We start from the raw sequence: 25213 nt of genomic DNA, 5'->3' as shown, positions 1-25213 counted from the left end.
CTTGACAAAACCCGGATTCCTTTTTATCATGAAGTTATGAATGAATAGTCATTCATTTTTATTGAAGGAAGGAACGATGACATTGAACCAAAAACGGCCAAAGTATATGCAGATCATTGATGCAGCAGTAGAAGTCATAGCGGAAAACGGCTATCACCAATCACAGGTATCCAAAATCGCCAAGCAGGCCGGCGTTGCGGACGGCACCATCTATTTATATTTCAAAAACAAAGAGGATATACTCATTTCTCTTTTTAAAGAAAAGATGGGCCAGTTCATTGAACGCATGGAAGAAGAAGTGAAAGAAAAAACGACGGCAAAAGAAAAACTCGCTCTCGTCATTAAGCAGCATTTCACACTGCTCGGCAATGACCGCCACCTCGCGATTGTGACCCAGCTTGAGCTCAGACAGTCGAATATCAAGCTGCGCCTGAAAATCAATGACATTTTAAAAGGTTATTTAAACATGCTCGACACCATTTTGACCGAAGGAATTGAGTCGGGCGAATGGAAAGACAATCTCGACGTCCGCCTCGCCCGGCAGATGATATTCGGGACGATAGATGAAACAGTGACAACGTGGGTGATGAACGATCAGAAATATGATCTTCCGGATTTGTCAGACAAGGTATTGGAACTGTTGGTGTCAGGGATTCATCAAAACTAAAGGGGGTTGACGGATGAACAGCCTTTCAGTGGCGGTAGAACAATCTATCGCGGTGATCACCATTGATCATCAGCCGGCCAACGCGCTGTCCGGTGCGATTTTAGACGAATTGTCCGGTCTGTTCGACCGGTATGAAACAGATGACAGCGTCAGAAGCATCATCATTCGCGGTGAGGGGAAATTTTTCTCGGCGGGCGCCGATATAAAGGAATTTACGTCGCTTGAAAATCTTGAGCAGTCTTCTGCCATGGCGGATAAAGGCCAGCAGCTGATGGAAAAAATTGAAGGGTTTCCGAAGCCTGTTATCGCAGCGATTCACGGCGCTGCGCTTGGCGGCGGTCTGGAGCTTGCCATGGCCTGTCATATCAGAATCGCTACATTGGATGCAAAGCTCGGCCTGCCCGAGCTGAATCTCGGCATTATCCCGGGCTTTGCCGGGACGCAGCGTCTGCCCCGGTACGTCGGCACGGCGAAAGCGCTTGAAATGATCGGCACGTCAGAACCTGTGACCGGAAAAGAAGCGCTCAGCCTCGGGCTTGTCACCATAGGCGCCGAAAATGAGGAAGAGCTGCTGCAAAAGGCGAAAACACTCGCAGGCAAGTTTGCGGAAAAAAGCCCGCAGTCGATGGCTTCCCTGCTTGAGCTCCTTTATACAAACAAGGTTTATTCTTATGACGGCGGCTTAAAGCTTGAAGCAAAGCGCTTTGGGGAAGCATTTGCATCAGATGACGCAAAAGAAGGCATTCAGGCATTTCTCGAAAAAAGAAAGCCTCAATTCGGTGGGCGAAGATAAAGGGGATAAGAATATGAATCTATTTGTACTGATGAAACGGACGTTTGACACAGAAGAGAAAATCGTCATTGAAGCAGGAAAGATTCAGGAGGACGGAGCCGAATTTATCATTAATCCGTATGATGAATACGCCATTGAAGAAGCCATTCAGCTGAAAGAAGAGCACGGCGGAACCGTTACCGCCGTAACCGTCGGCGGAGAGGACGCGGAGAAAGAACTGCGAACAGCTCTTGCGATGGGCTGCGACCAGGCGGTGTTAATCAATATTGAAGATGACCTGAGCGATCCTGACCAATATTCCATTTCAACGATCTTATATCACTATTTCAAAGATCAGGAATATGATCTGATTCTCGGCGGAAATGTGGCGATCGACGGCGGCTCCGGCCAAGTGGCGCCAAGACTTGCCGAACTGTTAAACATTCCTTGCATCACAACGATTACAAAATTGACAATCAGCGGCGATGAAGCTGTTGCAGAGAAAGACAATGAAGGGGATACCGAAATCATTAAAACTTCTCTTCCTTTGGTCATCACGGCGCAGCAAGGATTAAACGAGCCGCGTTATCCGTCGCTTCCGGGCATTATGAAGGCGAAGAAAAAACCGCTGGAAGAACTTGAGCTCGATGACCTTGACATTGATGAGGACGATGCTGCTCCGAAGCTCAAAACAATCGAACGTTTTCTGCCGCCGCAAAAAGAAGCGGGCAAACTGATCGAAGGAGAAGCCGCCGAGCAGGCGAAAGAGCTTGTATCATTGCTGAGAAAAGAAGCCAAAGTCGTATAAACTGATATTAAAGAAACTGGGGGATGTCAGAATGGGAAAAAAAGTGATCGTACTCGGAGAAATTCGTGACGGCGCCTTACGGAACGTCACCTTTGAAGCTATAGCCGCAGGCAAAACCATTTCCGGCGGAGGAGATGTAATCGGCGTGCTGATGGGAAAAGGCGCGGCTGATGCAGCACCAGAACTCATTCACTACGGCGCCGACAAAGTATTTACGGCTGATACACCGGGGCTTTCTCAGTATACAGCAGACGGATATGCCGCGGTTCTCGGGGATCTGATCGAAAATGAAAAGCCTGATGCGGTCATTTTCGGCCACACTTCTATGGGAAAAGATTTGTCACCGAAGCTTGCGGCCCGATTTGAAACGGGATTGATTTCAGACAGTACGGATGTAAGCGTTACCGGGGACAACATCGTTTTTACAAGACCGATCTATTCCGGCAAAGCCTTTGAACAGGTGATTTCAACCGATCCTTTCATCTTGGCGACAATCCGTCCGAATAACATTCAGGCGTTAGAAAAAGACGCGAGCCGCACGGGTGATATTGAAGAGCTTGCGGCGCCGGCGGCAGATTTGCGGACGGTCATTGAAGAAGTAGTCAAAAAAACAGCGGACGGCGTGGATCTGTCAGAAGCGAAAATTATCGTTGCGGGCGGCCGCGGCGTCAAAAGCAAAGACGGGTTTGAACCGTTAAAAGAACTTGCCGAAGTGCTGGGAGCAGCGGTAGGCGCTTCGCGCGGCGCTTGCGACGCGGACTATTGTGACTATTCTCTTCAGATCGGCCAGACGGGAAAAGTCGTCACACCGGATTTGTATATTGCCTGCGGAATTTCCGGAGCGATTCAGCACTTGGCGGGAATGTCAAACAGTAAAGTCATCGTTGCCATTAACAAAGACCCGGAAGCGGAAATATTCAAAATAGCGGACTACGGAATTGTCGGCGATTTGTTCGAAGTGGTTCCGCTTCTGACTCAGGAATTTAAAAATGCCAATATTCATTCATAATCAAAACCCTCTGGATCTTTTGTCAGAGGGTTTTGCTTTGGGATAATTGGTTCGTACAAATTATACATTGATAAAATAATAGATTGACATGTCCGAACCAATGTAATAAGCTTTCTGTAAAGCGCTTACAAACTTATCCTTTCAGCATACATCCCAGATACAAAGATTGACTGTAGTGCTTTCATTCTTATTATGGGAAAGGAATGATCAAGTTTGTCTCACAATACGGCAGTTATTCAAACCGATATCACTAGAGCAGCCATTAACAAAAATATATACGGACATTTCGCGGAACACTTAGGAAGAGGTATATATGAGGGCATCTGGGTCGGAAAAGATTCCGATATCCCGAATACCGGCGGGATCAGGACAGATGTCGCTTCCGCTCTCAAAAAGCTTCAGATCCCCGTTCTCAGATGGCCCGGCGGCTGTTTTGCTGATGAATACCATTGGGCAAACGGCGTAGGGAAACGCAAAACAATGCTGAATACCCATTGGGGCGGGACGATTGATTCCAATGAATTCGGCACGCACGAATTTATGATGCTTTGTGAACTGCTCGGCTGCGAACCGTACATCGCCGGAAACGTCGGCAGCGGAACGGTTAAGGAAATGGCTGATTGGATTGAATACATGACATTTGAAGCAGGCACGCCGATGTCCGACTGGAGAAAGGAAAACGGGCGGGAAAAACCATGGAAGCTGAAATATTTCGGAATAGGAAATGAGAACTGGGGCTGCGGCGGAAACATGCATCCTGAGTATTATGCCGACCTTTACAGAAATTTTCAAACCTATGTCCGCAATTACAGCGGTAATGAAATCTATAAAATTGCCGGCGGCGCGAATGTCGACGATTACCGCTGGACCGAAACCTTAATGAAAAAAGCCGCAGATCTTATGGATGGGCTGAGCCTCCATTATTACACAATACCGGGCGACTTCTGGAAGGGAAAAGGATCAGCGACGGAGTTTACGGAAGATGAATGGTTCATCACGATGAAAAAAGCGGCGCATATGGATGAATTGATCACAAGGCACAGCGCCATCATGGATCAGTATGATCCGGAAAAAAGAGTCGGTCTGATCATTGATGAATGGGGCACATGGCTTGATCCTGAGCCCGGCACGAATCCGGGCTTTCTGTATCAGCAGAATACGATCCGCGACGCGCTTGTCGCCGCCACGCATTTTCACATTTTTCATCAGCACGCAGACCGCGTACAAATGGCCAATATCGCGCAAACCGTCAACGTGCTTCAGGCAATGATCCTGACAGAAGGGAAACAGATGCTGTTGACGCCGACATATCATGTGTTTGATATGTTTAAGGTTCATCATGACGCTTCTCTTTTGGCATCAGAAACAAAAGCAGCAGGGTACGAATGGAAAGACGGCCGGCTCCCGCAGGTCAGCATTTCAGCGTCCAAACAGCAAAACGGCGACATACATATCAGCATTTGCAATATCGATCATCTGCAAAAAGCCGACGTGAAGATTGAGCTGCGGGGCATGAAAAAGACAGGGAAGCCTTCGGGAACGATTCTGCATGCGGAAAAAATGAATGCCCGCAATACATTCAGCAGCCCGGAAAACGTCAAACCGAAGCCGTTTTCCGGATTTACTCAAAAGGGCGGAAACCTTGAGGCCGAGCTTCCTCCGATGGCGGTAGTTTTAATTACGCTGCCTGCTGATCCATCTTAAGTTTTGAATGCCTGCTGATCGGTTATCATACACCATATAAAGAAGATTATTTCAGAGGAGTTCGGGAGAAAATAATATAAGCATTAAATTAGCATGAACGAATGGGAGATGCTATACTAAAAATCATCATTTGACATTGGAGGAATAACAAATGGCTATCGTAAAAGCAACTGATCAATCGTTCTCAGCTGAAACAAGTGAAGGGGTCGTATTGGCGGATTTCTGGGCTCCTTGGTGCGGACCTTGTAAAATGATCGCGCCCGTTCTTGAAGAGCTTGATCAAGAAATGGGAGACAAACTGAAAATCGTCAAAATCGACGTTGATGAAAACCAAGAAACTGCCGGTAAATACGGCGTAATGAGCATCCCGACACTTCTTGTGTTAAAAGACGGAGAAGTCGTTGAAACATCTGTCGGCTTCAAACCGAAAGAAGCGCTTGAAGAGCTTGTAAACAAACATCTGTAAGCCAAAAGCGGCCGTTACGGCAGGGCGATTCCTTTTTAAAGAGGAATCGCCTTTTTTTGATCTGCCAAAAGCTGAGAATGGAGAAAAACAAATGTTCGTGATACACTGAATGGACACGAGAAATGAATATAAGGAAGGGTAACGTATGAATAAACAACTGAAAGAAAAGCTGGCCCTCCTTCCCGATCAGCCGGGCTGTTATTTAATGAAAGACCGTCAAAAAACAGTCATCTACGTGGGGAAAGCGAAGGTGCTGAAAAACAGGGTGCGATCCTATTTCACCGGTTCTCACGACGCAAAAACCCAAAGGCTTGTGACGGAGATTGAGGACTTTGAATATATCGTGACCTCCTCCAATCTTGAAGCGCTTATTTTGGAAATGAATCTGATTAAAAAATACGATCCGAAATACAATGTCATGCTGAAAGATGACAAAACCTATCCCTTTATTAAAATCACCCATGAACGCCATCCGCGGCTTATTGTCACCCGGAATGTCAAAAAAGACAAAGGGCGCTATTTCGGCCCGTACCCGAATGTGCAGGCGGCGCGGGAAACGAAAAAACTGCTGGACCGCCTATACCCGCTCAGGAAGTGCTCGAAGCTTCCGGACCGCGTCTGTCTTTATTATCATCTCGGACAATGCCTCGCTCCTTGTGTTAAAGATATTTCTGAGGAGACAAATCGCGAGCTGGTTGAAGATATCACCCGTTTTTTAAAGGGAGGGCATAACGAGGTCAAAAAAGAGCTTGAAGAGAAAATGACAGAGGCGGCGGAAAAGCTTGAATTTGAACGGGCTAAAGAATTCCGCGATCAGCTTGCTCACATCGAATCGACGATGGAGAAGCAGAAAATGACCATGAATGACCTTTTGGATCGCGATGTGTTTGCTTATGCCTACGATAAAGGCTGGATGTGCGTCCAGGTCTTTTTCATACGCCAGGGAAAGCTGATTGAACGCGATGTCAGCATGTTTCCGATGTATCAGGAAGCGGATGAAGAATTTCTGACCTACATCGGCCAGTTCTATTCTAAAAACAATCACTTTCTGCCTAAAGAAATTCTGGTGCCTGACAGCGTGGACAGGGACATGATCAGCGAGCTTTTGGAAACCGCCGTGCATCAGCCGAAAAAGGGCCCGAAAAAAGAGCTGCTTTTGCTTGCGCACAAAAATGCGAAAATCGCTCTGCGGGAAAAATTCTCATTAATCGAACGGGATGAGGAACGGTCAATCGGTGCTGCCGAACGGCTCGGTGAGGCGCTGAACATTTACACGCCGCATCGGATTGAAGCGTTTGACAACTCCAATATTCAAGGCACAAACCCTGTGTCGGCCATGATTGTCTTTATTGACGGTAAGCCCAATAAAAAGGAATACCGCAAATATAAAATTAAAACCGTAACAGGGCCTGATGATTACGGCTCTATGAGGGAAGTCGTCAGAAGAAGATATTCGAGGGTGCTCCGCGAAAATCTCCCGCTGCCGGATTTAATCATCATTGACGGCGGAAAAGGACAGATTAATGCGGCGCGCGACGTGCTCGAAAATGAGCTCGGCCTTGATGTCCCTGTAGCGGGATTGGCGAAGGATGATAAACACCGAACATCCAACCTTTTGATCGGCGATCCGCTTGAACCGATGTTTCTGGAGCGGAACAGCCAGGAATTTTACCTGCTTCAGCGCATTCAGGACGAAGTTCACCGCTTTGCGATCAGTTTTCACAGGCAGATCCGGGGAAAAAGCGCCTTTCAATCCGTTTTGGATGATATCCCGGGCATCGGCGAAAAACGCAAAAAAATGCTCTTAAAGCATTTCGGATCCGTCAAAAAGATGAAGGAAGCAAGCCTTGACGATATTAAAAAAGCCGGTGTGCCGGCTGCGGCGGCTCAGATGCTGTTTGAAAAATTGAAAAAATAGTATTGTGCTTTTCTGAAAAACCTGCTAGAATGTGAACTAATTTCATAAGATCGTGTTATAAGGTGAAGATAGAGGTGCGAACTTCAATAGTAAGCTTTTTGAGAATGATGGATTCTGCGAGAAAAGCTGAAAGGGGAGCGTCGCCGAAGTGAATCACATCCCATCGGTGTGTTTTGCTGGCCTTGCATTAAATAAATGTAAGGCTGTCAAGAATTCATTTTCTTGGAGGGCTATCTCGTTGTTCATAATCAGTCGTAATGATATGAAAAAGCAATGAGAGCTATTCCTCTCATTGCTTTTTTTATTGTGAACAAAACGCTCTTTTCTCCTCACCCGCACGAACCAAAATGTAAAGGGTGGTCTAGTATGGGTCTTATCGTACAAAAATTCGGAGGCACTTCCGTCGGCTCTGCCGAAAAAATTCAACATGCCGCAAATCGAGCCATTGCTGAAAAGCAAAAAGGCCATGACGTCGTAGTCGTCGTTTCGGCAATGGGAAAATCAACCGACGCGCTCGTTAACCTGGCGGCGGAAATCACATCTGAGCCAAGTAAACGTGAAATGGATATGCTTCTGTCTACGGGAGAGCAGGTCACGATTTCGCTTTTAGCCATGGCGCTTCAGGAAAAAGGATATGACGCCGTCTCTTATACGGGATGGCAGGCGGGTGTCCGCACAGAAGCCGTCCACGGCAATGCGAGAATTACGGATATTGATATCACGGCAATTCAGGCCCAGCTTGCTGAAGGCAGGATTACAGTCGTCGCCGGTTTTCAGGGCGTAACGGAAGACGGCGGCATTACGACGCTCGGACGGGGCGGTTCCGATACAACGGCGGTCGCTCTTGCCGCAGCATTAGGAGCGGATAAATGTGACATTTACACAGACGTTCCGGGCGTGTTTACGACAGATCCGCGGTACGTCCGGTCAGCGAGAAAACTGGCGGGGATTTCTTATGATGAAATGCTTGAGCTTGCAAATCTCGGAGCGGGTGTCCTTCACCCGCGGGCGGTTGAGTTCGCGAAAAACTATCAAGTGCCTTTGGAAGTGCGGTCAAGTACGGAACATGAAGCGGGAACGTTAATTGAGGAGGAATCATCAATGGAGCAGAATTTAATCGTCAGAGGAATTGCATTTGAAGACCAGATCACGAGGGTGTCCGTTACAGGCCTGACAAGCGGACTGACAACCCTTTCAACGATCTTCACCGCCTTGGCAAAACGAAACATCAACGTTGACATCATTATTCAGACACAGGCGGACGATGGGGAAGCGGACATTTCTTTCTCAGTGAAAACGGAAGATGCCGCTCAAACGGTCGCTGTGCTTGAAGAATATAAAAACGCGCTTGACTATGAAAAAATTGAAACTGAAAGAAAGCTGGCGAAAGTATCCATTGTCGGGTCAGGCATGGTCTCAAATCCCGGCGTCGCTGCAGACATGTTTGCCGTACTGGCGGAAAAAAATGTACAAGTAAAAATGGTCAGCACATCTGAAATAAAAGTATCAACGGTTGTCAGCGAAAATGATATGGTGAAAGCGGTCGAAGCGCTTCACGATGCGTTTGAGCTTTCTAAACAGCCGTCTGCCGTATAAACGGGCAGGCAAAAAGGCGGGACTTGGAGTCACCGCCTTTTTTCAATTATACAGGGTCCTTCATATCCCATTTTACAGTCAGGACGACTTTATCCGCTCTCTTTTTTACCTGTTCATAAGATTCTGCAATCTGATCGTTCATCAATTGAATCTGTTCGGCTATAAAACCGGCTTCAAGCTGAAAACACGGCTCTTTCTGATGTTTAAGCCTGCTGGATACGAGCGGTCCTTCCAGTTCAAATTCAAGCTCTTGCTTTTTTGATCCGGTGTTTGTCAAAGTTCCCCAGCCGGCTTTTTCAAAAAAGGCGGGGATTTCTTCCCACGATTGAAGAGGAAATTTGCGGGCGAGGCGTTTTCCCGCCCAATACATCATGGATGAATGTTCCGGGCCCAGGATATCCGGAAGCACGATTTCCCGGATTAATTCGTAGCCGTATGCGCTGACGTCGAGTTCAGTTAAAGGTTCTAAAGCTGCTTCATAATTATTCTTCATATTATGTATTCCCCTCTCTCCTTCGTTTATTATAGCTTAAACAGGGGGGAGGATTACAGGATGATCCTATAAAACACGTGAAAAAAAGTGAGAAAGATATCGCAGGAAAATAAAATTTTCCCGTCAGATAATCAATTCGGAAAATTATAATTTATGTACACGTTTTCTTGACGCTCATTTGAGGGAGGAGTAAAATGAAATTGTCAATAAATTTTAATAAAGTGCTTACAATTGAAACGAAGTGGGGGCAGAGATTTTAGCACATTTCGCACTTAAATCAAACAGGGGGTAAAGTAATGTCTGGGAACAGAGAGTTTTATTTTCGAAGATTGCATTCCTTGCTCGGTGTTATTCCGGTCGGCATCTTTTTGATCCAGCATTTAGTCGTCAACCAATTTGCCGCAAGGGGAGCAGATGCGTTTAACAAGGCGGCCGGCTTTATGGACAGTCTGCCGTTCAGGTATGCGTTAGAAATTTTTATTATTTTCTTACCTTTAATTTATCATGCGGTTTACGGTGTGTACATAGCATTTACTGCGAAAAACAACGCTGGCCACTACAGTTATTTCAGAAACTGGATGTTTGTGCTTCAGCGTGTCACTGGTATTCTCACCCTTATTTTCGTCAGCTGGCATGTGTGGCAGACGCGGATTGCCGCACAGATGGGCGCTGAAGTCAACTTTGATATGATGGCGAATATTTTGAGCTCGCCGTTCATGCTCGGTTTTTACATTGTAGGCGTTTTATCGGTCATTTTTCACTTTTCAAACGGCTTATGGTCTTTTGCGGTCACATGGGGGATCACGGTCACGCCGCGTTCTCAAAGAATTTCGACTTACGTGACGCTGATTATATTTTTAGCGCTTTCATACGTCGGTCTAAAAGCAATTTTTGCGTTTGTGTAAGAGAACTAGATTACTAGAGGGAGAGGGGCTATCATGAGTCAATCAAGCATTATTGTAGTCGGCGGGGGTCTTGCCGGCCTCATGGCGACAATTAAAGCAGCGGAATCAGGCACGGCCGTTAAATTGTTTTCCATCGTTCCGGTCAAACGCTCTCACTCGGTCTGCGCGCAGGGCGGGATAAACGGAGCTGTCAACACAAAAGGGGAAGGAGACTCTCCGTTCGAGCATTTTGATGACACGGTATACGGAGGCGACTTTTTGGCAAACCAGCCTCCTGTAAAAGCGATGTGTGAAGCAGCGCCGTCCATTATCCACTTATTGGACCGCATGGGGGTTATGTTTAACAGAACGCCGGAAGGGCTCTTGGACTTCCGCCGTTTCGGGGGTACACAGCACCACAGAACAGCATACGCGGGAGCGACGACGGGTCAGCAGCTTCTTTACGCTCTGGACGAGCAGGTGCGCAGATATGAAGTGGCGGGTCTCGTCACAAAATACGAAGGCTGGGAATTCCTCGGCGCCGTTCTTGACGATGAGCGCACGTGCCGCGGTATCGTAGCTCAAAATTTGACCAATATGCAAATCGAGTCATTCCGTTCTGACGCCGTTATTATGGCGACGGGAGGACCCGGAATCGTATTCGGCAAATCAACAAACAGCATGATCAACACGGGATCTGCCGCATCAATCGTTTATCAGCAGGGAGCTTACTACGCTAACGGCGAATTTATCCAAATTCACCCGACAGCAATTCCCGGAGACGATAAACTGCGTCTGATGAGTGAATCGGCGCGCGGTGAGGGCGGAAGAGTCTGGACGTATAAAGACGGAAAACCTTGGTACTTCCTTGAGGAAAAATATCCTGCTTACGGAAACCTCGTGCCGCGGGATATTGCGACACGTGAAATCTTTGACGTATGCGTGAATCAGAAACTCGGCATCAACGGAGAAAACATGGTGTATCTTGATCTTTCGCACAAAGATCCGAAAGAGCTTGATGTTAAGCTTGGCGGCATTATTGAAATCTATGAAAAATTCATGGGGGATGACCCGCGCAAGCTTCCGATGAAAATTTTCCCTGCTGTTCACTACTCAATGGGCGGCCTGTGGGTTGATTATGATCAGATGACAAGCATCCGCGGATTGTTCGCAGCGGGTGAATGTGATTATTCAATGCACGGAGGAAACCGTTTAGGGGCGAACTCTCTGCTTTCCGCCATCTACGGAGGAATGGTTGCCGGTCCGAATGCGGTGAAATATGTTTCAGGACTTGAAACATCAGCGGAAGACATGTCTTCTTCATTATTTGATTCCTATGTGAAAAAAGAAGAAGAAAAATGGGCCGATATCATGAAGATGGACGGCGATGAAAATGCTTACGTGCTTCACCGTGAGCTCGGAGAATGGATGACGGCTAACGTAACGGTGGTGCGCCACAACGACAAGCTTTTGAAAACGGATGACAAAATTCAAGAGCTGATGGAACGCTTTAAGAAAATCAATATCAACGATACGACTAAATGGAGCAACCAAGGGGCAATGTTCACCCGCCAGTTCTCCAACATGCTTCAGCTTGCCAGAGTCATCACGCTCGGCGCATACAACCGAAATGAAAGCCGGGGAGCGCACTATAAACCGGATTTCCCTGAAAGAAATGACGATGAGTGGCTCAAAACGACAATGGCTAAACATGCCGGTCCGTTTGAAGCTCCGGAATTTGAATATCAGGATGTCGATGTATCACTGATTGCGCCCCGTAAACGCGACTACTCGAAGAAGAAGGTGGCGAAATAATCATGAGTGAGAAAAAGATACGGTTTATCATTACACGCCAGGATACGCCCGAAAGCGCGCCATACGATGAAGAATTTGAAATCAATTACCGTCCGAATCTGAATGTGATTTCTGCCCTGATGGAAATCCGCAGAAATCCCGTTAATGCAAAAGGGGAGAAAACGACGCCGGTTGCATGGGACATGAACTGTCTTGAGGAAGTATGCGGCGCCTGCTCCATGGTCATCAACGGAAGACCGCGCCAGTCATGTACGGCGCTGGTTGATAAGCTGGAACAGCCGATCCGTCTGAAACCGATGAAAACATTCCCGGTTGTCCGTGACCTTCAGGTGGACCGTAGCAGAATGTTTGATTCACTGAAAAAAGTGAAAGCATGGGTGCCGATTGACGGGACTTACGATTTGGGACCGGGACCGAGAATGCCGGAAAAACGCCGCCAGTGGGCATATGAATTGTCTAAATGCATGACATGCGGCGTCTGCCTCGAAGCCTGCCCGAATGTCAACAGCAAATCGAAATTCATGGGGCCTGCCCCGATGTCGCAAGTGCGTCTGTTTAACGCCCATCCGACGGGCGCGATGAACAAGTCAGAACGTTTAGAAGCTTTAATGACAGACGGCGGCCTCGGAGATTGCGGGAATTCACAAAACTGTGTTCAATCCTGCCCGAAAGGCATTCCGCTCACGACTTCAATCGCTGCTTTGAACAGAGATACGAATTTACAAGCATTCCGCAATTTCTTCGGAAGCGACAGAGTATAAGAAAGAAAAAAAGAGCCTCTTCCGCACGGGAGAGGTTTTTTTATAAGGAGCTGAAGGTGATGAAACAACCGCAATATATTGACATCCCGTTTGAAGAGTGGAGACAGTCGTTTTCTTTCTTCACTGAAGTGACGGTTCGGTTTTCAGAAACGGATATGTTCGGCCATATGAATAATGTAATCCCTTTCATCTATTTTGAAGAAGCCCGGATCGCTTATTTTAAACAGCGGGGCATATCAGCGCAAAATTCGGAAACGATGACGGTCGTCGCAAGCCAGCAGTGCGACTATATGCGTCAGGTGATGCCGTATGAAAACCTGCGGATTCATGTCAAAGCAAGCTCTGTCGGAAATGCGTCCGTCACCCTTCATTACCTTGGAGAAAATGAGTCAGGCCTGCCGTGCTTTACCGGTTCCGTCGTTATGGTTCAAGTGTCAAAGACAAGCGGCAAAGCGGTCAGCTGGACGGAGCGGGAGAAAGGCATCCTGCTCTCCTGAGCAGATAACTATTTCTCTAAGTGACGTCACCTCCGAAGCGCCCTTTACATATGATATCTTGACTATATAAACCCATTCGTTTCAGATTCGCTCTCACCTTAGCAAGGAGGATTACAATACTTGAAGGAGAAAGATTTTCAATCAAAGCCGCTGCTGACCAAAAGAGAAAGAGAAGTATTCGAATTGCTCGTTCAAGACAAGACAACAAAGGAAATTGCAAGCGAGCTATTTATCAGTGAAAAAACTGTACGGAATCACATTTCAAATGCCATGCAGAAGTTAGGTGTGAAAGGGCGTTCGCAAGCTGTTGTCGAGCTTCTTAGAATGGGTGAGCTAGAGCTCTGATTCTTGCCGGTTTTCCTTCTTTACGAGAAGGAGCCGGTTATTTGTGTTGGCGCCCAGGAAAATGGGCATGCGGTGAAAATCCCGGCTTTCCCTTTTTCTCCGTCAGTCTTGCATTTTTTTAAAAAAAGAAGGAAAATAGACACGGAGCGCATAGCCCAGAAAGATCCTTGAGTGAGGGATGGACAAATGACATCAAAATCTGTAGAGCATGTTGCGGATATCGAAAAATCACTCCGCCATATCGCTGCGATCATTAAACAAAAAGGAAGAGAAATCCTTAACCAATATTCAATTACACCGCCGCAATTCGTGGGGCTTCAATGGCTTTATGAATTGGGGGATATGACAATAGGCGAATTATCAGGCAAAATGTATTTGGCTTGCAGCACGACGACGGATCTGATAGACCGCATGGAAAAAAATAAGCTTGTCGAGCGGGTTAAAGACCCAGCTGACAGACGTGTCGTCAGAATTCATCTTCTCGCTGAAGGAGAGCGTATTATCCAGGAAGTGATTTTGAAAAGGCAGGCTTATTTGCGGGACATGTTTGAGACATTTTCCGAAGAAGAAACAGCCCTCTTCGAAAAGTCATTATTGAAACTGCAGCATGAAATGAAAAGAAAATGAGGCGATTTTGTTGGAACAGCCGATAGGAGTCATTGATTCCGGGGTTGGCGGGTTAACCGTTGCCAAGGAAATCATGAGACAGCTACCGAAGGAAAATATCATCTATGTGGGAGATACAAAACGCTGCCCGTACGGCCCGCGTCCTGAAGAAGAAGTTCTTCAATACACGTGGGAAATGACCGATTACCTGCTGGAAAACCACCATATCAAAATGCTCGTGATCGCCTGTAATACGGCCACGGCCATTGCCTTGGAGGATATTCAGCGCAAAACGGATATACCGGTTGTCGGCGTCATTCAGCCGGGTGCGAGAACGGCGATCAAGGTCACGAAAAATCAGCATATCGGCGTCATCGGCACGATAAATACCATTAAAAGCCGAGCGTATGAGCAGGCGCTGCTCGGATTAAATGCAGACCTTCAAGTCGAGAACATGGCTTGCCCGCTGCTGGTGCCGTTTGTGGAAAGCGGACGGTTTCTTCAGGAATCGGCGGCGGAAGCGGTCGAAGCATCGCTTGAGCCTTTAAAAGGTACAGCAATTGACACCTTGATTTTAGGGTGCACGCATTATCCGATTTTAAAAGATCCGATTCAGGATTATATGGGAAAGCATGTGAAAATCATTTCCTCCGGAGACGAGACAGCGAGAGAAGTGAGCACCATTTTGTCTTATAAAGGTTTGTTAAACCAATCGAAACATGCACCGGAGCATCAGTTTCTAACAACGGGAGAGCGGAACGGCTTCGCAAAAATTGCCGAAGACTGGTTCGGTCATGAAATCGGCCATGTCGAGTGCATCTCCCTTCAAGAGCCGATCAGAAAATAAATCAAAAAACCCGCTGTTTACGGCGGGTTTTTTTGCGCATCCCGGTCTATTTCCCGCACAGGGCTCGTATACATCATAGTACAAACAGCCTTAGGAGGGAAAAGTATGCTGAAAAAAGGACCTGCAGTCATTGCTGCAACATGTCTTACTTCGGCTTTTGTATTATCAGGATGCGGTTTGTTTCAATCCGATAAAACAGCCGGGGAAATCGACCCGCCTCAAGACATTTCATATGTAAAAGATGAAGCGGGAATTCAGGCGAAATCAACGCAGTCAGAAAAAAACGGCACATCTAAAGCCGATCAGCCGGCCAATACAGTCATGAGAGAGCTGTATCTGATTGATAAAAACGGCTATGTCGCAGCACAGACACTGCCTCTTCCGAACAGTGAGGGAACCGCAAAGCAGGCCCTTGAGTATTTGGTTCAGGGAGGGCCTGTGTCAGAAATCCTGCCGAATGGCTTCAGAGCGGTGCTCCCTGCGGATACGACGGTAAATGTTGACATTAAAAAAGACGGTACCGCCGTCGCTGATTTTTCGAAGGAATTTAAAAACTACAAAAAAGAAGACGAACAAAAAATCCTGCAATCGATTACATGGACGCTTACCCAATTCAGCTCAATAGATAAAGTCAAAATCAGAATTAACGGGCATGAACTGAAAGAAATGCCTGTGGGCGGCACGCCGATTACGGGCGACTTAAGCAGAAAAGACGGGATTAATATTGAAACCGCCGGAGTGAATGATCTGACAGACACCCATCCGCTGACTGTGTATTATCTGGCGGAAACAGAGACCAGTGAATACTACGTGCCTGTCACAAAGCGGATTGACAATTCAGAAACAAACGACATCACCGCAGCCGTTGAGCAGCTCGCCGACGGACCGGGCAAAGCAAGCGGGCTTTTGACGGACTTTAATAACGATGTTAAGCTCCTCAGCAAGCCGAAAGTAAAAGACGGCCAGGTTACACTTGATTTTAACAGCTCTATTTACGGAAGCGCCGATGAAAAAACAAAAATGGTATCATCGGGCGTACTGGACAGCATCGTCCTCACATTAACAGAACAGCCGTCGATAAAAAGTGTTTCTATAAAAGTAAACGGAAAGTCAGAACTGGTGAATGAAAAAGGAGAATCCCTTTCAAAACCTGTTTCGAGGCCGTCCCAAGTGAATACGGGTAGTTTTTAATTTGCGATTTTTGATATACTAGTAAAAAAGAGGTTAGCGTTCCGGCTGCCTCTTTCTTTATTCACAATCCGGAACAAAAGGTTTATGTACATATAATCGGAGGTAAAATATGAGACACGACGGAAGACAGCACGATGAGCTGCGACCTATCACATTTGATTTGGATTTTATCACTCACCCGGAGGGCTCTGTTTTAATTACAGCGGGAAACACAAAGGTCATCTGTAATGCATCAGTGGAAGACCGGGTGCCGCCATTTTTACGCGGCGGAGGAAAAGGCTGGATCACAGCGGAATACAGCATGCTTCCCCGCGCCACGAATCAAAGAACGATAAGAGAATCTTCAAAAGGAAAGGTTTCCGGAAGAACGATGGAAATCCAGCGTCTGATCGGGCGCGCGCTCCGGGCCGTCGTTGATTTGGAGAAGCTCGGCGAACGGACGATCTGGATCGACTGTGACGTCATTCAAGCGGACGGCGGAACAAGAACGGCTTCCATTACCGGCGCTTTCTTGGCAATGGCCATTGCGGCCGGCAAACTCGTAAAAAGCGGCGTTATCAAAACCTCTCCTGTGACAGACTATCTCGCGGCCATTTCTGTCGGGATGGATAAAGAAGAAGGCCTTCTTTTGGATCTGAATTATGAAGAGGACTCAGCGGCTGAAGTCGATATGAATATCATCATGACGGGAAGCGGACGTTTTGTGGAGCTTCAAGGGACGGGCGAAGAAGCCACATTCTCCCGTGAAGATTTAAACGGACTGTTAAGCCTTGCCGAAAAAGGAATCCAGACGCTTATTCAAAAACAAAAAGAAGTGCTTGGAGATACATTGCCTGAACTGAAATAAAGAAAGAGAGGCCTGATCAGCGTGAAAGAAGCCATTATTGCGACACACAATCCGGGAAAAGTGAAAGAATTTAAAGAAATACTCGAACCGAAAGGCTACAGTGTCTCTTCTTTGGCGGAAATCGGATTTACGGAAGAAATTGAAGAAACCGGACATACCTTTGAAGAAAACGCCATTTTAAAAGCGGAAGCGGTGGCAAAAGCCGTAAACAAAATGGTCATTGCGGACGACTCCGGTTTATCAGTGGACAACCTGGGAGGCAGACCGGGCGTTTATTCAGCCCGTTATGCAGGCGAAGCAAAAGATGATAAAGCGAATATGGACAAGGTGCTGTCAGAATTAAAAGGCATCGAAAAAGAGCAGCGTACGGCCCGTTTCCGCTGCGCCCTTGCCGTCAGCATGCCGGGGCAGGAAACCAAAACGGTCGAAGGCCATGTTGAAGGATATATTGCAGAAGAACCCGAGGGAGATAACGGGTTCGGCTATGATCCCATTTTTATTGTAAAGGATAAAGATAAAACCATGGCCCAGCTGACAAGCGCTGAGAAAAACAAAATCAGCCACAGGGCTGAAGCGCTCAAGAAACTGTCAAAGCTGCTTGATGCGTAAGGGGGAGCGTAATGCAATGAAAGTGCTGATGATAAGTGACAGTCACGGCCTTGAAGACGAACTGGAAACGATCGCGAAGCGGCACGAAGACGAAGTGGATCTGATGATTCATTGCGGTGATTCAGAGCTTGACGCCGCACATCCTGCGCTCACACCGTATCATACGGTGAAAGGCAACTGCGACTTTGGGGGCGGATTTCAGGACGAACTCCTGCTGGATGCCGGTTCAAAGAAAATCCTGGCCGTTCACGGACATCTTCACGGCATTAAACAGTCACTTTTAACTGTTTTTTACCGGGCGGAAGAGCTTGGAGCGGATATTGTCTGCTTCGGCCACTCGCATATTGCCGGAAGTGAAGTGCTTCGGGGCAAGCTTTTGATTAACCCGGGGAGCATCCGCCTTCCGAGAGTCCGCAATGTGAAAAGCTATGCCATTCTTACTCTCACAGAAAGTGAAGGCGCCATGGCTTTTTACGACGAAACAGGTCAGGAATTGAAGGACTTGAGGAATACAATCAGCTTTTAACATGTGATGGGGAAGATTTCTTTCTTCCCCATAAAAAGTTTCTGAAAAAATATTGACTTATGATATGAACCTGTATATAATAAATCTTGTCGCTGATACATAAAGCAAAATCTTGTCCCAGTAGCTCAGCTGGATAGAGCAACGGCCTTCTAAGCCGTCGGTCGGGAGTTCGAATCTCTCCTGGGACGTACAAAAAAAGAGCTGGTGACATCAGAGTGAAAACTGATGCCGCTGGCCTTTTTTATCGGATGACCATATTGTAAATTCGCTGACATCATGGTAAAATGATCAGCAGAACGATTTGATTTTCATGTCCCAGTAGCTCAGCCGGATAGAGCAACGGCCTTCTAAGCCGTCGGTCGGGAGTTCGAATCTCTCCTGGGACGTATAATTAAAAACCTCAAGCCCTGTCAATGGGTTTGAGGTTTTTTTGTATTTTATTTTTTTTACGAAACAAAAGTTCCGTATTTTATGAAAATTGTAAAGTAATTTTAATATAAATGAAACTTAATGTAATATTTACCGTAATAAATATATGTATAAAGATACTTAAGGCGCCCTTGAGTGATAAATTATCTAATTTCTATCATACATTTTGTCAATAATCGATAGAAAGACAGCGGGAGGAATTAGCTTTTGAAGTACGCATTTGCATATAAGAATTACAATATAGAAACCATCTTTTGCGGAAAAGATGAGCTGTTTGAGGAGCTGAAACAATTTTTAATCACTCAATGCGGTTTAATTATTGTTGAGGTTTCAAGGGCTGATTACTATACGGAGCAGGAATTGAATCAATGGAATGACCGTTATACCCTGTAAGTAAGAAAAAACCGGCCGTGCGGGGCCGGTTTTTTATATCATCTGAATCCGCTTGGAGCGCTGAAGCCGGTATGGCCGCCGCTGAAACCGCCTCCGAGTGCGCCGGGATGTGTCCCGGTGCCGAGGCTTCCTCCGACGTCACTGAAGGTTTGGCCGTAGTACCCGGATGTATAAGGGTACGGGACGAATTGCTGTCCGGAGAATGCCAGCGTGCTTTGCGGGGTCTGCTGCCCGTAACCGGATGGCGGAAATCCCTGCTGAAAAGAAGGACCGGCCTGATATGGGGCTGTATGCATCGGAGCCGGAGGATAATAAGACTGCGGCGGTAAAACCGGTAAAGGCGGAAATCCAGGAGGCAGGCCCTGCATGCCTGATAACATCTTATTCATGACATCACTCATTTCTTCACGAGATAAGAATAGTGTATGCGTATGTCTGTATAAAGAGCCTGTTCAATCTGAACTGAATATCTGACAGGCGGGACGGAAAGACCGTGAAAAATCTTGGAATAAAATGTGACATATTCGTATATGAACGGAAAAATTTCATGTAATCTTAAGAGATTAACAAAAAAATTATAAAAACTTTTAACATTTACCGATCCTTTTGTATCAGTAATGAAAGCGTATACAAAGTAGATTGATTAATCTAAATTGTCTAATAATTATAAAAATGCTGTTGACACTGCCTGTAAACGAGCGTAATATGAGTTCAAACAAAAATAATTAAATGATTCACACTAAAAAGAAAAATCATAAAACACTGAAAAAACAAACAAATGAAGGTTCTTTTTTAAATAAAAGAGCCGCCATAATAAAAAGCGCAGAAGAGGATAAGTAGCTTTGCTGAAGTTTTTCACAGAGAGCCGGTAACGCTGAGAGCCGGCAAAAACAAACCAAAGTGAACTCGCCTCAGAGTGCCGGTCTGAAATGTGAAGAGTAGGACTCGGCCGAGTGAACGTCAATGTTTACTCGTTATCAAAACGGATAGTAATTATCCATGAGACGGTCTCATATGACCGTAAACAAGGGTGGTACCGCGGAAAGCAAGCCTTTTCGCCCCTTTTGGCTATCGCATAAAATGCTTGGCTGAATGTGGGTGGGAAGGCTTTTTTATTTGCGTCAGCCGGCGCTTCGTTTTATGAATTGGATTTTAGAAGGGAACATTGAAAAGGAGGAACTGAAAATGGGCACAAATGTACAGGCGGATACTCTGTCTGCCGATTGTACAAAGACAATGAACGGGGCTTTAATGCTGATTGAATCATTAAAGAAAGAAAATGTCGAAATGATCTTCGGCTATCCGGGGGGAGCCGTTCTTCCGATTTACGATAAGTTGTATCAATCAGGATTGGTTCACATCCTGCCCCGCCATGAGCAAGGTGCGATTCATGCGGCGGAAGGGTATGCGAGAGTTTCCGGGAAGCCGGGGGTTGTAATCGCTACTTCCGGACCGGGAGCGACAAACTTAGTTACCGGTCTTGCGGATGCGATGATTGATTCACTGCCGCTCGTGGTGTTTACCGGTCAGGTGGCCACTTCGGTCATCGGCAGCGACGCTTTTCAGGAAGCTGACATTTTAGGAATTACGATGCCGATTACGAAACACAGTTATCAGGTTCGCCGTCCGGAAGATCTTCCCCGTGTGATTAAAGAGGCGTTCCATATCGCCACAACAGGAAGACCGGGCCCGGTATTAATTGATATACCGAAGGATGTCGCATCATTTGAAGGGGAATTCAGGTATGATCACGAGATCAGCCTTCCGGGGTATCAGCCGGTAAAAGAGCCTAACTATCTGCAGATCCGAAAGCTCGTGGAAGCTGTCAGCAGTGCGCAAAAGCCGGTTATTTTAGCCGGAGCGGGTGTTTTGCACGGTAAAGCTTCAGAAGATTTAAAAAATTATGCTGAACAGCAGCAAATTCCCGTAGCGCACACGCTTCTCGGTCTGGGCGGTTTCCCGGCAGACCATCCGCTTTTTCTGGGGATGGCGGGGATGCACGGCACATACACAGCGAATATGGCGCTTTACCACTGTGACTTGCTGATCAGCATCGGAGCGCGGTTCGATGATCGCGTGACGGGGAACCTGAAGCATTTTGCAAAGTCCGCCAAGGTGGCGCATATCGATATTGACCCTGCCGAAATCGGAAAAATTATTGAAACGCAGATTCCGGTGGTCGGCGACAGTAAAATCGTCCTTCAGGAATTATTGAAGCAAAACGGAAAACAGGGACACTCGGAGGAATGGAAACAGCAACTTTCAGAATGGAAAGAAGAATATCCGCTTTGGTATACAGACAACAGAGAAGAGGGCTTTAAACCCCAAAAGCTGATTGAGTATATTCACCAATTCACAAACGGTGAGGCGATTGTGGCGACGGATGTCGGCCAGCATCAGATGTGGGCGGCTCAGTTTTATCCTTTCCGAAAGGCGGATAAGTGGGTGACCTCTGGAGGTCTCGGCACAATGGGCTTCGGCCTTCCGGCAGCTATCGGAGCGCAGCTGGCTGATCGTAATGCCACGGTCGTTGCAATCCTCGGAGACGGAGGTTTCCAGATGACTCTGCAGGAATTAGATGTCATCCGGCAGCTGAATCTTCCGGTTAAAGTGATTATCCTGAACAACGAATGTCTGGGCATGGTCAGACAGTGGCAGGAAATCTTCTATGAAGAACGCTATTCTGAATCCAAATTCTCGGCGCAGCCTGACTTTGTCAAATTGTCAGAAGCCTACGGCATTACAGGCGTCCGGATTTCATCGGAAGAAGAGGCGGAAGAAGAGCTGCAAAAGGCGCTTTCATCAAAAGAGCCGGTCGTTATTGACGTCCGGGTCGCCAAAAGCGAAAAAGTATTCCCGATGATTGCGCCCGGTAAAGGACTTCATGAAATGGTGGGGGTGAAACCTTGAAACGCATTATCACATTAACGGTGGTCAACCGCTCGGGAGTATTAAACCGGATCACCGGACTGTTTACAAAAAGACACTACAATATCGAAAGCATTACTGTAGGCCACACGGAAACTAGCGGTGTTTCAAGGATTACATTTGTCGTCCATGTGGAAGGCGAAAATGACGTAGAGCAGCTGACAAAGCAGCTGAACAAACAAATTGACGTCCTGAAAGTGACGGATATCACAAACCAATCGATCGTACAGCGTGAGCTTGCATTAATTAAAGTTGTTTCCGCACCGTCGGCCAGAACGGAAATGAACGGAATTATTGAACCGTTCAGGGCTTCCGTCGTTGATGTCTCAAGAGACAGCATCGTCGTTCAGGTCACCGGCGAATCCAATAAAATCGAAGCGCTTATAGAGCTTCTCAAACCTTATGGCATTAAAGAAATCGCGAGAACAGGCACAACGGCTTTTGCGAGGGGAACCCAGCAGAAGGCGTCATCCAATAAAACAATTTCAATTGTATAACACAAAAAAGGGAGAGATTAAAATGGTAAAAGTATATTATAACGGTGATATCAAAGAGAACGTATTGGCAGGTAAAAAAGTAGCGATTATCGGTTACGGTTCACAAGGTCATGCACATGCGCTGAACTTAAAAGAAAGCGGAATTGATGTTATTGTCGGCGTCAGACAAGGCAAATCATTTACACAGGCCCAAGAAGACGGTCATCAAGTATTTTCTGTAAGAGAAGCGGCTGCCCAGGCTGATATCATTATGGTTCTGCTTCCGGATGAACAGCAGCAAAAAGTATATGAAGCTGAAATCAAAGATGAATTGACAGCGGGCAAATCATTGGTATTCGCACACGGATTTAACGTCCATTTCCATCAGATCGTGCCTCCTGCTGATGTTGATGTATTCCTTGTCGCTCCAAAAGGGCCGGGACACCTTGTCAGAAGAACATATGAACAAGGCGCAGGCGTACCGGCATTGTTTGCCATCTACCAGGACGTATCAGGCGAAGCGAAAGACACGGCGCTTGCTTATGCAAAAGGAATCGGCGGAGCGCGTGCGGGGGTTCTTGAAACAACATTTAAAGAAGAAACGGAAACGGATCTGTTCGGTGAGCAGGCTGTTCTCTGCGGAGGTTTAACGGCGCTTGTCAAAGCAGGTTTTGAAACGCTGACAGAAGCCGGATACCAGCCTGAACTTGCATATTTTGAGTGTCTGCATGAACTGAAGCTGATCGTAGACTTAATGTATGAAGAAGGATTGGCAGGCATGAGATACTCAATCTCCGATACGGCTCAATGGGGAGATTTTGTATCAGGACCGCGCGTAGTCGACGCGAAGGTAAAAGAATCTATGAAACAAGTATTAACTGATATTCAAAACGGTACATTCGCAAAAGAATGGATCGTGGAAAACCAAGTGAACCGTCCTCGTTTCAATGCGATCAATGCAAGTGAAAACGAGCATCAGATTGAAAAAGTCGGCAGACAGCTTCGTGAAATGATGCCGTTTGTCAAACAAGGCAAAAAGAAGGAAGCGGTGGTCTCCGTTGCGCAAAATTAATGTCTTCGACACGACTCTTCGTGACGGTGAACAATCTCCCGGAGTCAACCTTAATGCACGGGAGAAACTGGCGATAGCCAAGCAGCTTGAGAGACTCGGGGTGGACATTATTGAAGCGGGATTTCCCGCTTCATCCCGAGGTGATTTTTTAGCCGTGCAGGAAATCGCAAGAACGATTAAAAATTGTTCGGTAACAGGGCTTGCCCGCTCTGTCAAAGGTGACATCGATGCAGCCTGGGAAGCGCTGAAAGACGGAGTCAGCCCGCGGATTCACGTCTTTATCGCCACCTCTGACATTCATCTGAAGCATAAGCTGAAAATGACGCGGGAAGAGGTTAAGGAAAAAGCGGTTGAAATGGTGAAGTATGCAAAAGAACGCTTTCCGCTCGTTCAATGGTCAGCGGAAGATGCATGCCGAACTGAACTTCCGTTTCTGTCTGAAATCGTAGAAAAAGTGATTGATGCCGGCGCGAGCGTCATCAACCTCCCGGACACTGTAGGTTACCTGACGCCTGCTGAATACGGAAATATCTTTAAATATATGAAGGAACACGTTCCGAATATCAGCCGGGCAAAACTCTCAGCCCATTGCCACGATGACCTCGGAATGGCGGTTGCCAACTCACTTTCGGCAATTGAAAACGGGGCTGATCAAATTGAATGCGCCATTAACGGAATAGGAGAAAGAGCCGGTAACGCCGCGCTTGAGGAAATCGCCGTTGCGCTTCATGTCAGAAATGACGCGTATCAGGCTGATTCATCTCTCACCCTTCATGAGTTAAAGCGGACGAGTGATCTTGTCAGCAAACTGACGGGAATGGCCGTTCCCCGCAATAAAGCGATCGTCGGAGATAATGCTTTCGCACATGAGTCAGGTATTCACCAAGACGGTTTCCTGAAAGAGAAATCAACATATGAAATCATTTCACCGGAACTTGTAGGTGTGACTGCTGAGGCGCTCGTGCTCGGAAAGCATTCCGGACGCCACGCGTTCAAAGACCGCCTGAATGCGCTTGGATTCCAGTTTGACAGTGATGAAATCAATAAATTTTTTACGATGTTTAAAGAACTGACTGAAAAGAAGAAAGAAATCACCGATGATGACCTGATTTCTCTTATTTTAGAAGAAAAAGTGACGGACAAAAAAATCGGCTATGAATTTTTGTCTCTGCAAGTGCATTACGGGACGTCTCAGGTGCCGACTGCAACAGTCTCTTTGCGAAATCAGGAAAACGAACAGCTAATTCAAGAGGCGGCAACAGGAGCGGGCAGCGTAGAAGCCGTTTATAACACGCTCGGGCGCTGCATCGATAAAAATATTGAACTGTTGGATTACCGCATCCAGTCCAACCGGAAAGGCGAAGACGCGCTGGCTCAAGTTTATGTCAGAGTCACCGTGAACGGAAAAGAATCATCAGGGCGGGGAATCGCGCATGATGTTCTGGAAGCTTCTGCAAAAGCTTATCTGAATGCAGTGAACCGGCAATTGGTGCTGGATTGCAATATAGACGGATTAAAGAGACAGACTGCGGTCGGCTCGTAATAGAAAGGAGA

General features: G+C 46.8%; 26 protein-coding genes, 2 tRNA genes, 1 riboswitch and 1 other annotated feature. Of the genes, 26 read left to right on the top strand and 2 right to left on the bottom strand.

The window, feature by feature from the left end; all coding sequences use genetic code 11:
- Positions 1 to 82 precede the first annotated feature (82 nt).
- The 8 genes from MHH91_RS14270 (at position 83) to MHH91_RS14235 (ending at position 8940) form a co-directional block, all read left to right on the top strand.
- A complete protein-coding gene (locus MHH91_RS14270; protein ID WP_014470798.1) occupies positions 83 to 667 on the top strand; it encodes a TetR/AcrR family transcriptional regulator in 585 nt (194 codons plus the stop codon).
- 13 nt (positions 668 to 680) lie between these two features.
- Entirely contained in the window at positions 681 to 1460 is a 780-nt protein-coding gene (locus tag MHH91_RS14265) for an enoyl-CoA hydratase (RefSeq protein WP_013353107.1), read from the top strand.
- A gap of 13 nt (positions 1461 to 1473) precedes the next feature.
- Entirely contained in the window at positions 1474 to 2247 is a 774-nt protein-coding gene (locus MHH91_RS14260; RefSeq protein ID WP_013353106.1) for an electron transfer flavoprotein subunit beta/FixA family protein, read from the top strand.
- A 31-nt stretch (positions 2248 to 2278) separates the two neighbouring features.
- The gene (locus tag MHH91_RS14255) at positions 2279 to 3256 is read left to right on the top strand and encodes an electron transfer flavoprotein subunit alpha/FixB family protein (protein WP_014470796.1); all 978 of its coding nucleotides are present in this window, start codon (positions 2279 to 2281) and stop codon (positions 3254 to 3256) included.
- Positions 3257 to 3469: 213 nt separating this feature from the next.
- Positions 3470 to 4960, top strand: a complete 1491-nt coding sequence (locus MHH91_RS14250) for an alpha-N-arabinofuranosidase (protein WP_013353104.1) — start codon at positions 3470 to 3472, stop codon at positions 4958 to 4960.
- 151 nt (positions 4961 to 5111) lie between these two features.
- On the top strand, positions 5112 to 5426 hold the full coding sequence (gene trxA / locus MHH91_RS14245) for a thioredoxin (protein ID WP_003152560.1): 315 nt from the start codon (positions 5112 to 5114) through the stop codon (positions 5424 to 5426).
- A gap of 145 nt (positions 5427 to 5571) precedes the next feature.
- The gene (gene uvrC / locus MHH91_RS14240) at positions 5572 to 7344 is read left to right on the top strand and encodes an excinuclease ABC subunit UvrC (protein WP_013353103.1); all 1773 of its coding nucleotides are present in this window, start codon (positions 5572 to 5574) and stop codon (positions 7342 to 7344) included.
- Between the two features lie 61 nt (positions 7345 to 7405).
- Positions 7406 to 7585, top strand: a riboswitch (Lysine riboswitch).
- 125 nt (positions 7586 to 7710) lie between these two features.
- Complete coding sequence (locus MHH91_RS14235) at positions 7711 to 8940, top strand: aspartate kinase (RefSeq protein ID WP_013353102.1); 1230 nt, start codon at positions 7711 to 7713, stop codon at positions 8938 to 8940.
- A 46-nt stretch (positions 8941 to 8986) separates the two neighbouring features.
- Here MHH91_RS14235 and MHH91_RS14230 read toward each other — a convergent pair whose 3' ends face one another.
- Positions 8987 to 9433: a YslB family protein gene (locus tag MHH91_RS14230; RefSeq protein ID WP_013353101.1), complete on the bottom strand. Its 447-nt coding sequence runs from the start codon at positions 9431 to 9433 to the stop codon at positions 8987 to 8989.
- A gap of 296 nt (positions 9434 to 9729) precedes the next feature.
- On the opposite strand from MHH91_RS14230, the gene sdhC reads away from it, so the two are divergent.
- The 14 genes from sdhC to MHH91_RS14160 all read left to right on the top strand — a co-directional run bounded on the left by sdhC (position 9730) and on the right by MHH91_RS14160 (position 19183).
- Positions 9730 to 10338, top strand: coding sequence for a succinate dehydrogenase cytochrome B558 (gene sdhC, locus MHH91_RS14225; RefSeq protein ID WP_003152571.1), 609 nt, complete (start codon positions 9730 to 9732; stop codon positions 10336 to 10338).
- Between the two features lie 33 nt (positions 10339 to 10371).
- Entirely contained in the window at positions 10372 to 12132 is a 1761-nt protein-coding gene (gene sdhA, locus MHH91_RS14220; RefSeq protein WP_013353100.1) for a succinate dehydrogenase flavoprotein subunit, read from the top strand.
- A gap of 2 nt (positions 12133 to 12134) precedes the next feature.
- Positions 12135 to 12893 carry a succinate dehydrogenase iron-sulfur subunit gene (gene sdhB / locus MHH91_RS14215; RefSeq protein ID WP_013353099.1) on the top strand — a complete coding sequence of 253 codons (759 nt, stop codon included), beginning with the start codon at positions 12135 to 12137 and terminating at the stop codon, positions 12891 to 12893.
- Between the two features lie 59 nt (positions 12894 to 12952).
- Complete coding sequence (locus MHH91_RS14210; RefSeq protein ID WP_013353098.1) at positions 12953 to 13390, top strand: acyl-CoA thioesterase; 438 nt, start codon at positions 12953 to 12955, stop codon at positions 13388 to 13390.
- A 120-nt stretch (positions 13391 to 13510) separates the two neighbouring features.
- A complete protein-coding gene (gene gerE / locus MHH91_RS14205; protein WP_003152579.1) occupies positions 13511 to 13735 on the top strand; it encodes a spore germination transcription factor GerE in 225 nt (74 codons plus the stop codon).
- A 186-nt stretch (positions 13736 to 13921) separates the two neighbouring features.
- Positions 13922 to 14362, top strand: coding sequence for a MarR family winged helix-turn-helix transcriptional regulator (locus MHH91_RS14200; RefSeq protein ID WP_013353097.1), 441 nt, complete (start codon positions 13922 to 13924; stop codon positions 14360 to 14362).
- Between the two features lie 7 nt (positions 14363 to 14369).
- Positions 14370 to 15188: a glutamate racemase gene (gene racE / locus MHH91_RS14195; RefSeq protein ID WP_013353096.1), complete on the top strand. Its 819-nt coding sequence runs from the start codon at positions 14370 to 14372 to the stop codon at positions 15186 to 15188.
- A gap of 105 nt (positions 15189 to 15293) precedes the next feature.
- Positions 15294 to 16379 carry a GerMN domain-containing protein gene (locus MHH91_RS14190; RefSeq protein ID WP_013353095.1) on the top strand — a complete coding sequence of 362 codons (1086 nt, stop codon included), beginning with the start codon at positions 15294 to 15296 and terminating at the stop codon, positions 16377 to 16379.
- Between the two features lie 109 nt (positions 16380 to 16488).
- Entirely contained in the window at positions 16489 to 17226 is a 738-nt protein-coding gene (gene rph, locus MHH91_RS14185) for a ribonuclease PH (protein ID WP_013353094.1), read from the top strand.
- 12 nt (positions 17227 to 17238) lie between these two features.
- Positions 17239 to 17835 (top strand): XTP/dITP diphosphatase, encoded by a 597-nt coding sequence (locus MHH91_RS14180; RefSeq protein WP_088030569.1) that lies wholly within the window; start codon positions 17239 to 17241, stop codon positions 17833 to 17835.
- Positions 17836 to 17851: 16 nt separating this feature from the next.
- Complete coding sequence (locus tag MHH91_RS14175; protein WP_013353092.1) at positions 17852 to 18361, top strand: YfcE family phosphodiesterase; 510 nt, start codon at positions 17852 to 17854, stop codon at positions 18359 to 18361.
- A gap of 114 nt (positions 18362 to 18475) precedes the next feature.
- Positions 18476 to 18549 (top strand) — tRNA-Arg (locus MHH91_RS14170).
- A gap of 124 nt (positions 18550 to 18673) precedes the next feature.
- Positions 18674 to 18747, top strand: a tRNA-Arg gene (locus tag MHH91_RS14165).
- A gap of 250 nt (positions 18748 to 18997) precedes the next feature.
- Positions 18998 to 19183: a hypothetical protein gene (locus MHH91_RS14160; RefSeq protein WP_013353091.1), complete on the top strand. Its 186-nt coding sequence runs from the start codon at positions 18998 to 19000 to the stop codon at positions 19181 to 19183.
- A gap of 38 nt (positions 19184 to 19221) precedes the next feature.
- Here MHH91_RS14160 and MHH91_RS14155 read toward each other — a convergent pair whose 3' ends face one another.
- Entirely contained in the window at positions 19222 to 19572 is a 351-nt protein-coding gene (locus tag MHH91_RS14155) for a hypothetical protein (RefSeq protein WP_014472150.1), read from the bottom strand.
- Positions 19573 to 19997: 425 nt separating this feature from the next.
- Positions 19998 to 20249: a binding site (T-box leader), on the top strand.
- Positions 20250 to 20368: 119 nt separating this feature from the next.
- On the opposite strand from MHH91_RS14155, the gene ilvB reads away from it, so the two are divergent.
- Genes ilvB through MHH91_RS14135 form a run of 4 tightly spaced genes read left to right on the top strand, consistent with a single transcriptional unit; the run spans position 20369 to position 25202 of the window.
- Positions 20369 to 22093 (top strand): acetolactate synthase large subunit, encoded by a 1725-nt coding sequence (ilvB, locus tag MHH91_RS14150; protein WP_014470788.1) that lies wholly within the window; start codon positions 20369 to 20371, stop codon positions 22091 to 22093.
- A complete protein-coding gene (ilvN, locus tag MHH91_RS14145; RefSeq protein WP_013353088.1) occupies positions 22090 to 22608 on the top strand; it encodes an acetolactate synthase small subunit in 519 nt (172 codons plus the stop codon). The genes ilvB and ilvN overlap by 4 nt, the downstream gene beginning before the upstream one ends.
- A 22-nt stretch (positions 22609 to 22630) precedes the next feature.
- On the top strand, positions 22631 to 23659 hold the full coding sequence (gene ilvC / locus MHH91_RS14140) for a ketol-acid reductoisomerase (protein ID WP_007408142.1): 1029 nt from the start codon (positions 22631 to 22633) through the stop codon (positions 23657 to 23659).
- Positions 23646 to 25202, top strand: coding sequence for a 2-isopropylmalate synthase (locus tag MHH91_RS14135; protein ID WP_014470787.1), 1557 nt, complete (start codon positions 23646 to 23648; stop codon positions 25200 to 25202). The genes ilvC and MHH91_RS14135 overlap by 14 nt, the downstream gene beginning before the upstream one ends.
- Positions 25203 to 25213: the final 11 nt, after the last annotated feature.

The sequence above is a fragment of the Bacillus sp. FSL K6-2819 genome (genome assembly GCF_038008305.1).
GTDB lineage: Bacteria > Bacillota > Bacilli > Bacillales > Bacillaceae > Bacillus > Bacillus amyloliquefaciens.
The sequence above is the reverse complement of the archived record's forward strand: the minus strand, read 5'-3'. Positions and strand labels throughout refer to the sequence as shown.

Coding starts and splice junctions, on each gene's coding strand:
- MHH91_RS14265 (WP_013353107.1), top strand. CDS start 681: ATGAACAGCCTTTCAGTGGCGGTAGAACAATCTATCGCGGTGATCACC.
- MHH91_RS14260 (WP_013353106.1), top strand. CDS start 1,474: ATGAATCTATTTGTACTGATGAAACGGACGTTTGACACAGAAGAGAAA.
- MHH91_RS14255 (WP_014470796.1), top strand. CDS start 2,279: ATGGGAAAAAAAGTGATCGTACTCGGAGAAATTCGTGACGGCGCCTTA.
- trxA (WP_003152560.1), top strand. CDS start 5,112: ATGGCTATCGTAAAAGCAACTGATCAATCGTTCTCAGCTGAAACAAGT.
- uvrC (WP_013353103.1), top strand. CDS start 5,572: ATGAATAAACAACTGAAAGAAAAGCTGGCCCTCCTTCCCGATCAGCCG.
- MHH91_RS14235 (WP_013353102.1), top strand. CDS start 7,711: ATGGGTCTTATCGTACAAAAATTCGGAGGCACTTCCGTCGGCTCTGCC.
- MHH91_RS14230 (WP_013353101.1), bottom strand. CDS start 9,433: ATGAAGAATAATTATGAAGCAGCTTTAGAACCTTTAACTGAACTCGAC.
- sdhC (WP_003152571.1), top strand. CDS start 9,730: ATGTCTGGGAACAGAGAGTTTTATTTTCGAAGATTGCATTCCTTGCTC.
- sdhA (WP_013353100.1), top strand. CDS start 10,372: ATGAGTCAATCAAGCATTATTGTAGTCGGCGGGGGTCTTGCCGGCCTC.
- sdhB (WP_013353099.1), top strand. CDS start 12,135: ATGAGTGAGAAAAAGATACGGTTTATCATTACACGCCAGGATACGCCC.
- MHH91_RS14210 (WP_013353098.1), top strand. CDS start 12,953: ATGAAACAACCGCAATATATTGACATCCCGTTTGAAGAGTGGAGACAG.
- MHH91_RS14200 (WP_013353097.1), top strand. CDS start 13,922: ATGACATCAAAATCTGTAGAGCATGTTGCGGATATCGAAAAATCACTC.
- MHH91_RS14190 (WP_013353095.1), top strand. CDS start 15,294: ATGCTGAAAAAAGGACCTGCAGTCATTGCTGCAACATGTCTTACTTCG.
- rph (WP_013353094.1), top strand. CDS start 16,489: ATGAGACACGACGGAAGACAGCACGATGAGCTGCGACCTATCACATTT.
- MHH91_RS14175 (WP_013353092.1), top strand. CDS start 17,852: ATGAAAGTGCTGATGATAAGTGACAGTCACGGCCTTGAAGACGAACTG.
- MHH91_RS14155 (WP_014472150.1), bottom strand. CDS start 19,572: ATGAATAAGATGTTATCAGGCATGCAGGGCCTGCCTCCTGGATTTCCG.
- ilvB (WP_014470788.1), top strand. CDS start 20,369: ATGGGCACAAATGTACAGGCGGATACTCTGTCTGCCGATTGTACAAAG.
- ilvC (WP_007408142.1), top strand. CDS start 22,631: ATGGTAAAAGTATATTATAACGGTGATATCAAAGAGAACGTATTGGCA.